Below are 14,459 nucleotides of genomic sequence, written 5' to 3'. Positions count from 1 at the left end.
ATTCGAAGGATATTATTTTGAAATCTGAACGTACCCCAAGAATTATTGAAGCCAAAGAAATTATGTCATTGCTTCCTCATCGTTATCCTTTTTTACTTGTTGATCGTGTAGTAGATTTTGATGAAGGAAAATGGTTAAAAGCAATCAAAAATATAAGTGTTAATGAGCCTTGTTTTACGGGGCATTTTCCAGAGCAACCTATCTTACCTGGTGTCTTAATTTTAGAAGCACTTGCTCAATCAATGGGTATTCTTGCATTTAAAACGCATGAATTAAAAGGCGATGAATTATTTTATTTTGCAGGCGTTGATGAGGCTCGCTTTAAACGCCCAGTTTTACCTGGTGATCAAATGGAATTATACGTTGAAGTGATTAAGGAAAGACGAGGAATCACTGCATTTACTGGTGTAGCTACTGTAAATGGAGAAGTTGCCTGTGAAGCTAAATTAATGTGTGCCCGTAGATAAGGAGTAGCTATGATTCACCCAAGTGCAAAAATCCATCCATCTTCAATTGTGGAAGAGGGAGCAAAAATTGCTGAGAATGTTGTTATTGGTCCATTTTGTATCGTAGGAAACCAAGTTGAAATTGGTAAAGGCACAATATTACACTCTCATGTAGTAGTGAAAGGCGTTACTACAATCGGTGAAGATAATCAGATTTTCCAGTTTGCTAGCATTGGTGAAGTGAATCAGGATCTAAAATATCGTGATGAGCCGACAAAAACTATTATTGGTCATCGTAATCGTATTCGTGAGAGTGTAACTATTCATCGTGGAACTGTTCAAGGTGGTGGGGTTACTCGTATTGGTGATGATAATTTATTTATGATCAATGCTCATATTGCTCATGATTGTAAAATTAAGAATCGCTGTATTCTAGCTAACAACGCAACTTTAGCTGGACATGTGCAAATGGATGATTTTGTTATTGTTGGCGGTATGTCAGCAATTCATCAGTTCGTAGTAATTGGTTCGCATGTGATGCTTGGAGGAGGAACAATGGTGAGTCAAGATATTCCGCCTTACGTACTTGCTCAAGGGAATCATGCTCGTCCGTTTGGAGTGAATATTGAAGGATTAAAGCGACGTGGGTTTGAGAAGCCAACTATGCGTGCTATTCGTAATGTGTATAAACTGATTTATCGTAGTGGTAAAACTCTCGAAGAAGTTATTCCTGAAATTGAACAATATGCACGTACTGAAAGTGCGGTAAGTTTCTTTTTGGATTTTTTCAAACGCTCTACTCGCGGTATTATTCGCTGATAAAATTGAGAATCTCACCGCACTTTTTAGAAATATAAAAGTGCGGTGTTTTTTTATAAGGATTAATGAAAATGCGGAACAATCCAACAATTGCAATTGTTGTGGGAGAAGTATCTGGTGATATTTTAGGAGCAGGGTTAATTCGTAGTTTAAAAGCACATTATTCAGAAGCTCGTTTCATTGGTATCGCAGGTAAACAAATGCTTGCTCAAGGCTGTGAAACTTTAGTTGATATGGAAGAGCTGTCAGTTATGGGGTTAGTGGAAGTCGTTAAGCATTTACCACGTTTGTTGAAAATTCGACGCTCAGTAATTGACTATATGTTGCAACAGAAGCCAGATATTTTCATTGGCATTGATTCCCCTGATTTTAACTTAGATATCGAATTAAAAATGAAAAAGAACGGTATTAAAACCGTACACTATGTTAGTCCTTCAGTATGGGCGTGGCGACAAAATCGAGTGAAAAAAATTGCCGCTGCAACTAACTTAGTGCTTGCTTTTCTACCTTTTGAAAAAGCCTTTTATGACCGATTTAACGTACCTTGTCGTTTTATCGGACATACTATGGCAGATGCTATTCCAATTGAACCAGATCATCTTGCAGCTTGCCAATTTTTACATCTTGATCCTAATCAACGTTATGTATCTTTATTAGTAGGCAGTCGTAGTTCGGAAGTAGAGTTTTTAGCTGAACCTTTTTTACAAGCAGCTCTTTTACTTAAACAAAAATATCCAGATTTGCAGTTTTTAGTACCTTTAGCCAATTCAAAACGTCGCCAGCAATTTGAGCAGATTAAAGCAAATATAGCACCTAATTTAGCGATGATTTTATTAGATGGATGTGCTAGACAGGCAATGATTGCTAGTCAAGCCACATTACTAGCTTCAGGAACCGCAGCTCTAGAATGCATGCTGTGTAAATCTCCAATGGTTGTTGGCTATAAAATGAAACCTTTTACTTATTTTTTAGCTAAGAGATTAGTAAAAACATCTTACATTTCACTACCGAATTTACTGGCGAATGAATTGATTGTACCCGAACTAATCCAACAAGATTGTGAACCAGAAAAATTAGTAGAAAAACTATCAATATATTTAGATCAAAATCAACGAGCGATACGGCATCGTAATAATCTAATTCAGCGTTTTACAGAGCTTCATCGCTTAATTAAATGTAATGCAGACGAGCAGGCCGCTCAGGCAGTGATAGAATTACTGGAGAGTAAATAGTGGCTGAGTTTGTTTATCCTAATTATGAATTGATAGCAGGTGTGGACGAAGTAGGAAGAGGACCTCTAGTAGGGGCAGTTGTTACTGCCGCCGTCATTTTAGATCCTAGCAATCCTATTATTGGATTAGCAGATAGTAAAAAATTATCAGAAAAAAAACGTTTGTTGCTAGCTAATGAAGTCAAGCAAAAAGCACTCGCCTGGTCGCTAGGACGTGCTGAAGTAGAAGAAATTGACGAACTTAATATTCTACATGCAACAATGTTAGCGATGCAAAGAGCGGTAAAAAATTTAAAAATTCAACCGCACTTTGTGTTGGTGGATGGCAATCGTATCCCTGATTTGCCTATGCCTGCTCAATCAGTAGTAAAGGGTGATAGTCTTGTCGCAGAGATTAGTGCTGCTTCTATTTTGGCAAAAGTGGCGCGGGATCAAGAAATGATAGCATTAGATCAACAATATCCTCAGTATGGTTTTGCACAGCATAAAGGTTATCCTACTAAATTACACTTAGAAAAATTGCAGCAATTTGGTGTTTTGCCTCAGTATCGTCGCAGTTTTGCCCCTGTTAGAAAATTATTAGAATCATTATAATAGAGCCAATTACACTCAAATTTGGAGTAAAAATGTCTGAATTATTTAATTATGCTTATCAGCTCATCTTCTCAAATGCTTTATTTTGGGTTGTTTTTTTCTTAGCAATAACAATTTTTTTGTTCGTTCGCAGTAAAGTAAGAATGGATGCTGTAGCATTATTAGTGATCTTAGCTTTCAGTTTGAGCGGTATCTTAACTACAGAGGAAGTTCTTTCAGGATTTAGTGATCCAAATATTATTTTGATTGCTTTGTTATTTATTATTGGGGAAGGACTAGTGCGAACAGGGATTGCTTATCAGGTAAGCGAATGGTTAATGACAGCATCAAAGAATAGTGAAACTAAAGTTTTAGTGCTATTAATGCTTGCTGTTGCTGGTTTAGGATCATTTATGAGTTCTACTGGTGTAGTAGCGATTTTTATTCCTGTAGTGTTGATGATTTGTCGGCAAATGAATATTTCAACAAGACGCTTGATGATGCCTTTAAGCGTAGCTGGTTTAATTAGTGGTATGATGACTTTAATTGCAACTCCTCCCAATCTTGTTGTTAATGCAGAATTAATACGTGAGACTCATCAAAGGTTGAGCTTTTTTTCCTTTACACCAATTGGAGTTTTTATTCTTGTCATTGGTATTGTTTACATGTTGTTTGTTCGACATTGGCTAGCTGGAACAGAATCAGAAAAAGGCGAACAACCAAATCAATATTCTATGAAAGAATTGATAGAAGGCTATCAATTAAGTGATCGTATTAAGCGTGTAGTAGTACGGACAGGTTCAGACTTTGTAGGTAGGAATCTTGAAGAATTAAAACTGCGGTCACTTTATTCAGTAAATGTTTTAGCTATTGAACGTTGGAAGCATTTTCGTCCTGTATTTTATTCTTCTGAATTAGGTAAACGAGAAGTCAAAGAAAAGGACATTTTGTTAATTGACATTAGCGATCCTAAATTTGAACTTAGTCAATTTTGCCAATACCATAATTTAGAAGCAGCAGAAATTCGTAGGGCGAATTTTAGCAACCAATCTAAATCTATGGGGATGGTTGAAATAACCCCAAAACCTGAAAGTAATTCACTTGGAAAAACTTTAGCTGAACTACAGTTTCGTTCACGTTATGGTTTGAACGTAGTTGGAATTAAACGTAATAACGAAGTTTTAACAGGCAATCTAATTGATTTGCCGATTACAGCAGGAGACTTATTGTTAGTCGTTGGTGCATGGAAGTTGATTCAAGACATGCGGAGCAAAGCGAGTAGTTTTTTTATGCTTGATTATCCTGCGGAAATTGAAAGAGCTGTGCCTGCACAAAGTCAGGCACCACATGCTATTTTTTCAATAGCCGTGATGGTGGGGTTGATGGTGACAGGTATTGTACCAAATGTTGTAGCAGCATTAATTGCTTGCTTATTATTAGCAAAATTTCGTTGTATTGATGCGAAAAGTGCCTATAATTCAATTCATTGGGCTAGTATTATTTTAATCGTAGGCATGATGCCATTTTCGATTGCACTTGAAAAGACGGGAGGAATTAAACTGATTGTAGATTTTATGGTGCATACAGTAGGAACAATGGGAAAACATTGGATTTTAGTAAGTTTGTTTACTCTCACTGCTGTAATTGGGTTGTTTATATCTAACACAGCAACTGCAATTTTGGTTGCACCTATTGCGATTAGTTTGGCTCAATATCTACAATTATCACCAGTGCCTTTTGCAATGACCGTAGCAATTGCAGCCTCTGCTGCTTTTATGACGCCAATTTCATCTCCTGTAAATACTATGGTTTTAGGTGCAGGCAATTATAGTTTTAGTGATTTTGTAAAGATTGGTGTACCTTTTACTATTTTGATTATGCTGGTCACAGTTTTTTTAGTGCCAGTGCTTTTCCCATTTTAAAAGAGAGAAAAAAATGACCGCACTTTTGAAAATTGGTTTAGTTTCGGTGTCAGATCGTGCATCACAAGGTATTTACCAAGATCAAGGTATTCCTGAATTGATAGATTGGTTACAGAACGTATTAACTGAACCCTTTGAGGTTGAAACTCGTTTAATTCCTGATGAAAAAGAAGTGATTGAACAAACATTATCCCAATTAGTGGATGACTATCACTGCCATTTAATTTTAACTACAGGAGGGACAGGACCTGCTAAGCGAGATGTGACTCCAGATGCTACATTAGCTATAGCTGATCGTGAAATGCCAGGATTTGGTGAACAAATGAGGCAAATTAGTTTGCATTTTGTTCCTACTGCTATTTTATCTCGTCAAGTAGGTGTCATTCGTAAAGAATGCTTGATTCTGAATTTACCAGGTCAACCGAAAGCGATTAAAGAAACCCTTGAAGGGGTAAAAGATAAAGAAGGTAATGTATTAGTAAAAGGTATTTTTTCAGCTGTGCCATATTGTTTGCAATTACTTAGTGGAATTTATATTGATACGAAATCTGAGATTATTGCTAGTTTTCGACCTAAATCAGCAAAAAAATAACTTTAACATGAATATTAAAATGTTGAAGATTAAATATCATGGAGAATATGAAAATGAAAAAAATCGAAGCTATTATTAAGCCTTTTAAACTTGATGATGTACGTGAAGCCCTATCCGATATTGGTATTACAGGTATGACGGTAACCGAAGTCAGAGGTTTTGGACGACAAAAAGGGCATACTGAACTCTACCGTGGTGCTGAGTATATGGTGGATTTTTTGCCTAAAGTAAAAATGGAAATCGTGATCGCTGATGAGTTAGCTGGACAATGTATTGAAACTATTATTGAGGTAGCTCAAACTGGTAAAATTGGTGACGGAAAAATCTTTGTTTATGACGTAGAACGTGTAATTCGTATTCGTACAGGTGAAGAGAACGAAAATGCGGTGTAATCTATGAAAAGAGAATTCAGTTTTACCCGTTTTTTAATGGCAACCGCTGCAATTGTAATTATCTTCGCTGGAATAAAGCTGGCTAGTGAAATAGTTGTTCCTTTTTTACTTTCATTATTTATAGCGATTATTTGTTCGCCTGTTATTCGTTTCATGACTGAACGTAGGATTCCTCGTTGGCTAGCTATCAGTGTGCTATTTCTATTAATCGTTATTGTTTTCTTCTTATTAGTAGGTTTAATTAATAACACTATTCATGAATTTACTCAATCAATTCCTCAATATCGAATTTTACTTTCTGAGCGACTTAAGGATCTTAGTGTAATTGCAGAACGCTTTCATTTGTCGCTTGATGTTTATCGAGAACAAGTTATTGAGCAATTTGACCCCAGTGTAATGATGAACCTAGTAAGTAAATTGCTACTGAGTTTTTCGGGAGTGGTGACTAATGTGTTTGTTTTATTTTTAGTAGTGATTTTGATGCTATTAGAAGCACCTAGTGCAAAACATAAATTTTCTGTAGCATTTAGTCGTCAAGATCAAATTGTTCAGCAGGAAAATTACATTGATCGTATTTTACAAGGGGTAATTAATTATCTGGGAGTAAAAACTATTATCAGCCTAATCACAGGTGTAGTACTATTTATACTGTTAAAAGTTGCTAACGTACAATATGCTATTTTATGGGCAACACTAACGTTTTTACTTAATTACATTCCTAATATTGGGTCAATCATTGCGGCTGTTCCAATTATTTTACAGACTTTACTGCTAAACGGTTTTGCTACTTGTTTTGGCGTCTCTGTTGGTATTATTGTTATTAATATTGTGATTGGTAATATCCTTGAGCCTAAGATGACAGGGCGATCACTTGGTTTATCAACTTTAGTAGTATTTCTTTCCCTTTTATTTTGGGGCTGGCTACTAGGTACTGTAGGAATGCTCCTTTCAGTTCCGCTAACGATGGTGTTAAAAATAGCACTTGAGGCTAGTCCAAGTACACTAAAATACGCTGCTTTACTTGGCGATGTAGAAGAATCGTAAAAAAATGACCGCACTTTTTATTCATATTGCGATCTAGATCGTAAAAAAGAGCGGTCATTTTTCATTTTCTTTGTAATAACAGTGAAAACTGCTAGATTAATAGGTACGAAGTCAGTACAATCGCAACCTAATTTTTATTGCCATAAAGTGTAATAACGAGGCACAGATGTCAGATAAAATAAATCTAATGAATTTAACTCGTCAACAAATGCGAGAATTTTTTAAAGAATTAGATGAGAAACCTTTTCGTGCGGATCAATTAGTCAAATGGATTTATCATTTTGGTGAAGATAATTTTGACAATATGACCAATATAAATAAAAAGTTACGTGATAAATTAAAAAGTGTAGCAGAAATTAAAGCTCCTGAAGTAGCAGTAGAACAGCGTTCTACTGATGGCACGATCAAATGGGCAATGCAAGTGGGAGATCAACAAGTTGAAACCGTGTATATTCCAGAAGTCGATCGTGCAACTCTCTGTGTGTCATCACAAGTTGGATGTGCATTAGCTTGTACTTTTTGCTCTACCGCACAACAGGGTTTTAACCGTAATTTAACGGTGTCTGAAATCATTGGTCAAGTATGGCGAGCCTCAAAAATTATTGGTAATTTTGGTGTGACAGGGGTAAGACCTATTACAAATGTGGTAATGATGGGAATGGGAGAGCCACTGTTAAATGTAGCAAATGTTGTTCCAGCAATGGAAATTATGTTAGATGATTTTGCTTATGGTTTATCTAAACGGAGAGTTACTTTATCCACTTCAGGAGTTGTACCCGCATTGGATAAGTTGCATGAGATGATCGATGTTGCCTTAGCAATTTCATTGCATGCACCAAACGATGAATTACGTGATGAAATTGTACCGCTTAACAAAAAATATAATATTAAGATGTTGATGGACGCAGTAAATCGGTATTTATCAGTGTCAAATGCGAATCATGGGAAAGTAACAATTGAATATGTTATGCTCAATCAGATAAATGATAGCGTTGAACATGCTCATCAACTAGCAAAAGTATTGAAGAATACACCATGTAAAATTAATTTAATTCCTTGGAATCCGTTTCCACAAGCACCTTATGCGAAAAGTTCAAATTCAAGAATTGATCGTTTTCAAAAAACTTTGATGGAGTATGGGTTTACTGTCATTATACGAAAAACAAGGGGTGATGATATTGATGCAGCTTGTGGGCAGCTGGCGGGTGATGTGATTGATAGAACTAAGCGAACAGCTCAGAAAAAACAATTTGGTCACTCTATTTCAGTTGCACAAGTGTCTTAGTTAAACTAAATAAAGATATAAAGGAGAAAGTAATGAAAATGATGAGATTTAACCTATTGATTTCACTTTCTCTTTCTATTTTTCTTTTCGGTTGCGTGAGTTCGAAAGATAGTTCTCTTTTTGACAGAAAATTAGCAGCTAAAGCTCGTGTAGAATTAAGTTTGGGTTATTTATCTCTAGGCGATACGGCACAGGCTAAATTAAATTTAGATAGAGCTTTGTCTTATGCACCAAATTACTATTTAGTGCATGGTGCGTTAGCATATTTTTATCAATTGCAAGGCGATAATGAAAAAGCACAAAAAAGTTACCAACAAGCTATTAAGCTAGATAATCAGCAAGGTGATCTATTTAATAACTATGGAGCTTTTCTTTGTTCACAAAGACAATTTAAGCTTGCTTATCAGCAATTCCAGACCGCACTTTCCATTGCTACTTATTATCATCAAGCAGATACTTATGAAAATATTATGCTTTGTGCTTTATCAGAGAATAATAGTCCGCTTTATCAAAAATACTATTATTTATTAGAAAAAATTGCCCCTGAAAGAGCAAAAAAGTATAAAAAATTATGATCTAAGTCTTAATTTAAGATCCGAATAGATTTATTTTGAATAAAGGTTGCAAAACAAAGCATTCAACTTTAAACTTTATCAGTTAAATAAAACGTAAATATTGGGTAGATTTGTTATGAATATTGCAACTGAACAAGAGCAAACGCAGTTAACTTTAGGTGAACAACTACGTCAAGCGAGAGAAGCACAAAATCTTTCTTTTGAACAAGTATCTGAGCAAATTAATTTACGACCTTCAGTTTTGCAGCATATTGAAAATAATGAGTTTTCTCAAAAATTTATCCCACCTGCTTTTATGAAAGGATATGTGCGTAATTATGCTAAATTTTTACGTTTGCCTGAACATATCTGGTTGCCTGCTTTAGAAGTTATTGATGCAGATATGCAAGTGGATTTAAATAAAAGCAGTAAAGTGAAAAAAGTAACTAATAAACATAGTCATAATCATCGTTGGATTGGTTGTTTAACTATTATTATTTTAATTATTTTATTTGGATTGACCGCACTTTGGTGGTGGGAAAATCATCAAAAGACTACAGCAGAACGTGAAACATTGGTGCAAAATTATATGACTACTAATGAAAAGAACAATAATGATACAAATAAATTAGCTGTGGATATACCAGTGCAAAATCAGCATAGTACTGTGGCTTCAGAAGTAAGTGAAGTAGAGATGGCTAAAACCTCCGTTAATGAACAAAAAGACCAACAAAATCCAAAACAAGAAAATTTAGTGAATAACTTAGTTGTTGATTTAAAATCAAACGAACAGTCTGTTGAAAATAAAAATAATGTTGCAACCAACTCAGCAAATTCAGCTCAAGAAAATATAGAGAAAACTAATCCAAATCATCTTAATGATGATGTAAGTGCGGTAGAAAATTCAGCTGTTTTGAACAGTAATTTAGTTATTGAGATCACTAATGCCAGCTGTTGGCTTAGTGTAAAAGACAGTAAAGGTAAAGTATTAGCTGAAAAAGAATATAAAAAGGGTGAAATTTTAACTTTTAATCAATCAGCTTATTCGCTGATTATTGGAGCACCTGCTAATGTAAAAATTACTTATAAAGGGCAATCGTATCCATTAACAGTGGATGGACGTGTAGCAAAATTTAGATTGCAATAAGGATTTCAACGATTAAAGAGAAAATATGTCAATAAAATCAACTATTAAACGTCGAGAATCGACAAAAATTTTTGTTGGAAATGTGCCGATTGGAGGAGATGCTCCTATAGCTGTACAATCAATGACTAATACTCGTACTACTGATGTAGAAGCTACAGTGAATCAAATTAGATCGTTAGAACGAGTGGGAGCTGATATTGTTCGAATTTCCGTTCCCACAATGGATGCAGCGGAAGCGTTTAAAGTTATTAAGCAGAAAGTAAGCGTTCCCTTGATTGCAGATATTCATTTTGATTATCGAATCGCCTTAAAAGTCGCAGAGTACGGTGTAGATTGTTTGCGGATTAACCCAGGTAATATTGGACGTGAGGATCGTATTCGTGCAGTAGTGGATTGTGCTAAAGATAAAAATATTCCTATTCGCATAGGTGTAAATGCAGGCTCACTAGAAAAAGATATTCAAGAAAAGTATGGTGAACCCACTGCTAAGGCTTTACTAGAAAGTGCATTACGGCATGTGGAGATTTTAGATCGTTTTAATTTCGATCAATTTAAAGTTAGTGTAAAAGCATCGGATGTTTTTCTAGCAATAGAAAGTTATCGTTTATTAGCTAAATCTATTAAACAGCCATTACATTTAGGTATTACTGAAGCTGGTGGAGCAAGGGCTGGTGCGGTGAAATCTGCAATTGGCTTAGGGATATTACTTGCAGAGGGTATTGGCGATACTTTGCGAGTGTCACTGGCAGCAGATCCTGTGGAAGAGATAAAAGTTGGGTTTGATATTTTAAAATCATTGCGGATACGTTCACGTGGTATTAATTTTATAGCTTGTCCAACTTGTTCAAGACAAGAATTTGATGTGATTGGGACGGTTAATGCATTAGAACAGCGTCTTGAAGATATTATTACTCCTCTTGATGTGTCTATTATTGGTTGTGTAGTAAATGGACCTGGTGAAGCTTTGATTTCAGATTTAGGAGTAACAGGCGGTAACAAAAAGAGTGGTTATTATTTAAATGGTGAGCGGCAAAAAGAGCGGTTCGATAATGATGCACTGATCGAACAGCTAGAAGCTAAGATCCGAGCAAAAGTTTCTCGGCAGGATCCAAATAAACGAATTATTTAAGGAGTAAGGTGTGGCAAAAACGATTCAGGCAATTAGAGGAATGAATGATTGTCTGCCAGTAGAAACCCCATTGTGGCAATGGGTAGAAGATAAAGTCCGTAATACCATGTCGTCTTATGGCTACAATGAAATCCGTATGCCGATAGTGGAGAAAACTCCATTGTTTGCACGAGCTATCGGTGAAGTTACTGATGTAGTAGAAAAAGAAATGTTTACTTTTGAAGATAGGGATGGGGAAAGCTTATCTTTACGTCCAGAAGGAACGGCAGGTTGTGTTCGGGCAGGTATTGAACATGGTCTACTTTATAATCAAGAACAACGCTTATGGTACATGGGATCGATGTTTCGTTATGAACGCCCACAAAAAGGTCGTTATCGTCAATTTCACCAAGTTGGCGTGGAAGTTTTTGGTATTCCAAATGCGGAAATTGATGCTGAACTTATTTTATTAACCGCACGTTTATGGAAAGAGCTAGGTATTTTTGAACATGTTACTTTGCAGCTCAATAGTATTGGCTCATTAGAAGCTCGTAAAAATTATCGTCAAGCATTAGTTGATTTTCTGCAGAATCATCTAGATATTTTAGATGATGACTGTAAACGTCGTCTAACTACTAATCCATTACGGATTTTAGATAGTAAAAATCAGGTGGTGCAGGAAGTATTAAATAATGCTCCTAAACTGCATGATTATTTGGACGATGAAAGCCGTGAACATTTCCGTCATCTTTGTACGTTGTTAGATGCAGTAGGTATCAGATATGAAATAAATCAGAAACTCGTACGTGGTTTAGACTATTACAATAAAACAGTATTTGAATGGGTAACTCAAAGTTTAGGTGCACAAGGAACGGTTTGTGGTGGTGGACGATATGACGGATTAGTCGAGCAACTTGGCGGACATGCTACTAGTGGAGTTGGGTTTGCAATGGGATTAGAACGTTTAGTTCTACTCGTTCAAGAAGTAAATAAAACTATTGACTTGCAGAAAACAGTAGATGTTTATTTGATTCATTCGGGACAAAATACTACGACACCAGCATTTGAACTAGCCGAAAGAATTCGTTCTACACTACCACGTTTGCGAGTACAGTTAAACTGTAGCGGTGGAAGTTTTAAAAAGCAATTTAAACGAGCAGATAAGAGTGGTGCAAAATTAGCTTTAGTGATTGGTGAAGCGGAAGTACAACAACAACAAGTTATTATTAAAGATTTATTAAATGATACAGAGCAACGTAGTATTGAGCTAACCAAAATAACAGATTATTTAAGAAACTATTTTAACGGAGAAAAAAATGGCTTACAGTGCTGAAGAAGAACAAGAACTGAATGAACTAAAATCTTGGATTAAAGAAAATTATAAATCTATGATTGTCATTTTTGTATTAGTTTTTGGTGGCGTATTTGGATGGCGTTATTGGCAAGATTATCAAGTGGCAAAAATGCAACAAAGTTCTGTAGAATATAATCAATTGATTCACTCTAAAAACAAAAATAATCAAATTGAACAATTTGGGATTCAACATTCTGGAACGGGTTATGCGGTATTTGCTTATTTAGATGGTGCAAAATCTGCAGTACTTGAGCAAGATTTCAAAAAGGCAGAAAAATTACTACTTCTTGCGTTAAAAGATCCTGCTGTAACAAATAATGAGATTCTTTTATCAATTACTGCGTTACGTCTTGCGAGTGTACAATTTCAATTGCAAAATTTTGATGGAGCGGCAAACTCTCTTAATATAGTAAAAGGAGAAGCTTGGGAAAGTGGGAAAAATTTATTGCTAGGCGAAATTTTATTAGCAAAAAGCGATAAAGAGGGTGCAAAAGCAGTCTTTGAGAAAGTATTGAAATCTGGTAGTCAAGCAGAGATTCAATCTGCACAAGTGCGGTTAAATAATCTGTAAATTTATCTATCTAAAAGAAGATTTGTATAATATTTGGGTGCTATTAGTACTCAAAAAAGGCGGTAAATATCAATTTACCGCCCTTTCATATAGCTTGCTAGTTTTTCTCAAAGAAAGCTTTTTTCAGACCTAGCTCTAAGCCACGAAACTCCGCTAACCCTCTTAGGCGACCTATTGCTGAGTAACCTGGATTAGTTCTCTTATTTAAATCATCAAGCATTTGATGACCATGGTCTGGACGCATTGGAATTAACCGAGTAATACCTGCATCTTTTCGACGATATTCTTCAGTTAATAACGCCTTAACCACACCATACATATCTACATCACCATCTAAATGATCTGCTTCATGGAAGCAAAGTTGATTTTCTTCACGAGCAGTTGAACGTAAATGAGCAAAGTAAATACGATCTGCGAATTGCTCAGTCATTTTTACAAGATCATTATCTGCACGTACGCCATATGAACCTGTACACATAGTAAAACCGTTGGCTGATAGTGGCTCTACATCAACAAACCATTGCATATCTTCAATAGTTGATACGATTCTTGGTAGTCCTAAAATTGGTCTAGGAGGGTCATCTGGATGAATCGCCATTTTAATTCCAACTTCTTCAGCTACAGGAATAATTTCATTCAAGAAATATTTTAAATGAGTGCGGAATTTTTCGGGTGTAATATCATTATAACGATCTAATTGTTTTTGGAATTCCTCTAATGTATAACCTTCTTCTGCTCCTGGTAGACCCGCGATAATGTTATTAGTAAGCAACTTAATGTCAGCTTCAGTCATGTTATCAAAATATGTTTTAGCCGCTTTACGATCTTCTTCTGAATAGGTTGCTTCAGCTCCTGGGCGTTTTAGAATATGTAATTCAAAAGCTGCAAAAGCAATATGATCAAATCTCAATGCTTTTGAACCATCAGGCATTTGGTATGCCAAATCTGTTCTTGTCCAGTCAAGAACAGGCATAAAGTTATAGCAAACAGTATCTATTCCACATTTTGCTAAATTTCTCAAAGTCTGTTTATAATTATCAATCCAAGTTTGATATTGACCTGATTGAGTTTTGATTTCTTCGTGAACTGGTACACTTTCAACTACTGACCAAGTTAATCCAGCTTCTTCAATCATTGCTTTACGTTTTTCAATTTCTTCGATACTCCAAATTTGACCATTTGGGATATGGTGAAGAGCAGTAACAATACCTGTTGCCCCTGCTTGTTTAACATCAGCTAAAGAAACAGGATCTTTAGGTCCGTACCAACGCCATGTTTGTTCCATTTTTTATGTCCTCTCTATATTGTTTAAGGAAGTTTGATTAGGGTGTTTTCTGATTTTTTTCATTATAATGTAAAAAAACAAATTGGTAAACCACAAAAATATTTTTGTGATCAAGATCACATTTTTAGTAAAAATT

Annotated in this window: 15 protein-coding genes; 14 read left to right on the top strand and 1 reads right to left on the bottom strand. The window is 35.6% G+C overall.

The annotated features are described in order from the left end of the window. Positions 1-17: 17 nt before the first annotated feature. The 14 genes from fabZ (at position 18) to ACFQ02_RS02155 (ending at position 13,038) form a co-directional block, all read left to right on the top strand. Positions 18-467 carry a 3-hydroxyacyl-ACP dehydratase FabZ gene (fabZ, locus tag ACFQ02_RS02220; protein ID WP_380818713.1) on the top strand — a complete coding sequence of 150 codons (450 nt, stop codon included), beginning with the start codon at positions 18-20 and terminating at the stop codon, positions 465-467. Positions 468-476: 9 nt separating this feature from the next. Then, a complete protein-coding gene (gene lpxA / locus ACFQ02_RS02215) occupies positions 477-1,265 on the top strand; it encodes an acyl-ACP--UDP-N-acetylglucosamine O-acyltransferase (RefSeq protein WP_380818710.1) in 789 nt (262 codons plus the stop codon). A 65-nt stretch (positions 1,266-1,330) separates the two neighbouring features. Beyond that, positions 1,331-2,497: a lipid-A-disaccharide synthase gene (gene lpxB, locus ACFQ02_RS02210; protein WP_380818708.1), complete on the top strand. Its 1,167-nt coding sequence runs from the start codon at positions 1,331-1,333 to the stop codon at positions 2,495-2,497. After that, complete coding sequence (gene rnhB / locus ACFQ02_RS02205; RefSeq protein ID WP_380818705.1) at positions 2,497-3,090, top strand: ribonuclease HII; 594 nt, start codon at positions 2,497-2,499, stop codon at positions 3,088-3,090. Before lpxB ends, rnhB begins: the two co-directional genes overlap by 1 nt. Before the next feature lie 32 nt (positions 3,091-3,122). Then, positions 3,123-4,991 (top strand): SLC13 family permease, encoded by a 1,869-nt coding sequence (locus ACFQ02_RS02200; protein WP_380818702.1) that lies wholly within the window; start codon positions 3,123-3,125, stop codon positions 4,989-4,991. 13 nt (positions 4,992-5,004) lie between these two features. Continuing rightward, positions 5,005-5,583 (top strand): molybdopterin adenylyltransferase, encoded by a 579-nt coding sequence (gene mog, locus ACFQ02_RS02195; RefSeq protein WP_380818699.1) that lies wholly within the window; start codon positions 5,005-5,007, stop codon positions 5,581-5,583. Between the two features lie 53 nt (positions 5,584-5,636). After that, a complete protein-coding gene (gene glnB, locus ACFQ02_RS02190; protein ID WP_380818696.1) occupies positions 5,637-5,975 on the top strand; it encodes a nitrogen regulatory protein P-II in 339 nt (112 codons plus the stop codon). 3 nt (positions 5,976-5,978) lie between these two features. Next, positions 5,979-7,019, top strand: a complete 1,041-nt coding sequence (locus ACFQ02_RS02185; protein WP_380818690.1) for an AI-2E family transporter — start codon at positions 5,979-5,981, stop codon at positions 7,017-7,019. 166 nt (positions 7,020-7,185) lie between these two features. Continuing rightward, complete coding sequence (locus tag ACFQ02_RS02180) at positions 7,186-8,304, top strand: bifunctional tRNA (adenosine(37)-C2)-methyltransferase TrmG/ribosomal RNA large subunit methyltransferase RlmN (RefSeq protein ID WP_380818687.1); 1,119 nt, start codon at positions 7,186-7,188, stop codon at positions 8,302-8,304. A gap of 32 nt (positions 8,305-8,336) precedes the next feature. Beyond that, positions 8,337-8,879: a type IV pilus biogenesis/stability protein PilW gene (gene pilW, locus ACFQ02_RS02175; protein WP_380818685.1), complete on the top strand. Its 543-nt coding sequence runs from the start codon at positions 8,337-8,339 to the stop codon at positions 8,877-8,879. 115 nt (positions 8,880-8,994) lie between these two features. Further along, positions 8,995-10,005 (top strand): RodZ domain-containing protein, encoded by a 1,011-nt coding sequence (locus ACFQ02_RS02170; protein ID WP_380818682.1) that lies wholly within the window; start codon positions 8,995-8,997, stop codon positions 10,003-10,005. 25 nt (positions 10,006-10,030) lie between these two features. Beyond that, positions 10,031-11,134, top strand: a complete 1,104-nt coding sequence (ispG, locus tag ACFQ02_RS02165) for a flavodoxin-dependent (E)-4-hydroxy-3-methylbut-2-enyl-diphosphate synthase (RefSeq protein WP_380818680.1) — start codon at positions 10,031-10,033, stop codon at positions 11,132-11,134. 10 nt (positions 11,135-11,144) lie between these two features. Beyond that, entirely contained in the window at positions 11,145-12,446 is a 1,302-nt protein-coding gene (hisS, locus tag ACFQ02_RS02160; protein ID WP_380818677.1) for a histidine--tRNA ligase, read from the top strand. Further along, complete coding sequence (locus ACFQ02_RS02155) at positions 12,430-13,038, top strand: YfgM family protein (protein ID WP_380818675.1); 609 nt, start codon at positions 12,430-12,432, stop codon at positions 13,036-13,038. The genes hisS and ACFQ02_RS02155 overlap by 17 nt, the downstream gene beginning before the upstream one ends. Before the next feature lie 97 nt (positions 13,039-13,135). Here the strand turns inward: ACFQ02_RS02155 and uxuA are convergent, their stop codons facing one another. Further along, a complete protein-coding gene (uxuA, locus tag ACFQ02_RS02150) occupies positions 13,136-14,323 on the bottom strand; it encodes a mannonate dehydratase (RefSeq protein ID WP_380818673.1) in 1,188 nt (395 codons plus the stop codon). Positions 14,324-14,459 lie beyond the last annotated feature (136 nt).

Origin of the sequence: Seminibacterium arietis (assembly GCF_042675725.1) — a bacterium.
GTDB classification, from domain to species: domain Bacteria; phylum Pseudomonadota; class Gammaproteobacteria; order Enterobacterales; family Pasteurellaceae; genus Seminibacterium; species Seminibacterium arietis.
Note: the sequence above shows the minus strand (reverse complement) of the source record. Positions and strands in the feature narration are given on the sequence as shown.

Coding starts and splice junctions, on each gene's coding strand:
- ispG (WP_380818680.1), top strand. CDS start 10,031: ATGTCAATAAAATCAACTATTAAACGTCGAGAATCGACAAAAATTTTT.
- mog (WP_380818699.1), top strand. CDS start 5,005: ATGACCGCACTTTTGAAAATTGGTTTAGTTTCGGTGTCAGATCGTGCA.
- ACFQ02_RS02180 (WP_380818687.1), top strand. CDS start 7,186: ATGTCAGATAAAATAAATCTAATGAATTTAACTCGTCAACAAATGCGA.
- ACFQ02_RS02200 (WP_380818702.1), top strand. CDS start 3,123: ATGTCTGAATTATTTAATTATGCTTATCAGCTCATCTTCTCAAATGCT.
- pilW (WP_380818685.1), top strand. CDS start 8,337: ATGAAAATGATGAGATTTAACCTATTGATTTCACTTTCTCTTTCTATT.
- uxuA (WP_380818673.1), bottom strand. CDS start 14,323: ATGGAACAAACATGGCGTTGGTACGGACCTAAAGATCCTGTTTCTTTA.
- ACFQ02_RS02185 (WP_380818690.1), top strand. CDS start 5,979: ATGAAAAGAGAATTCAGTTTTACCCGTTTTTTAATGGCAACCGCTGCA.
- lpxA (WP_380818710.1), top strand. CDS start 477: ATGATTCACCCAAGTGCAAAAATCCATCCATCTTCAATTGTGGAAGAG.
- ACFQ02_RS02155 (WP_380818675.1), top strand. CDS start 12,430: ATGGCTTACAGTGCTGAAGAAGAACAAGAACTGAATGAACTAAAATCT.
- ACFQ02_RS02170 (WP_380818682.1), top strand. CDS start 8,995: ATGAATATTGCAACTGAACAAGAGCAAACGCAGTTAACTTTAGGTGAA.
- lpxB (WP_380818708.1), top strand. CDS start 1,331: ATGAAAATGCGGAACAATCCAACAATTGCAATTGTTGTGGGAGAAGTA.
- glnB (WP_380818696.1), top strand. CDS start 5,637: ATGAAAAAAATCGAAGCTATTATTAAGCCTTTTAAACTTGATGATGTA.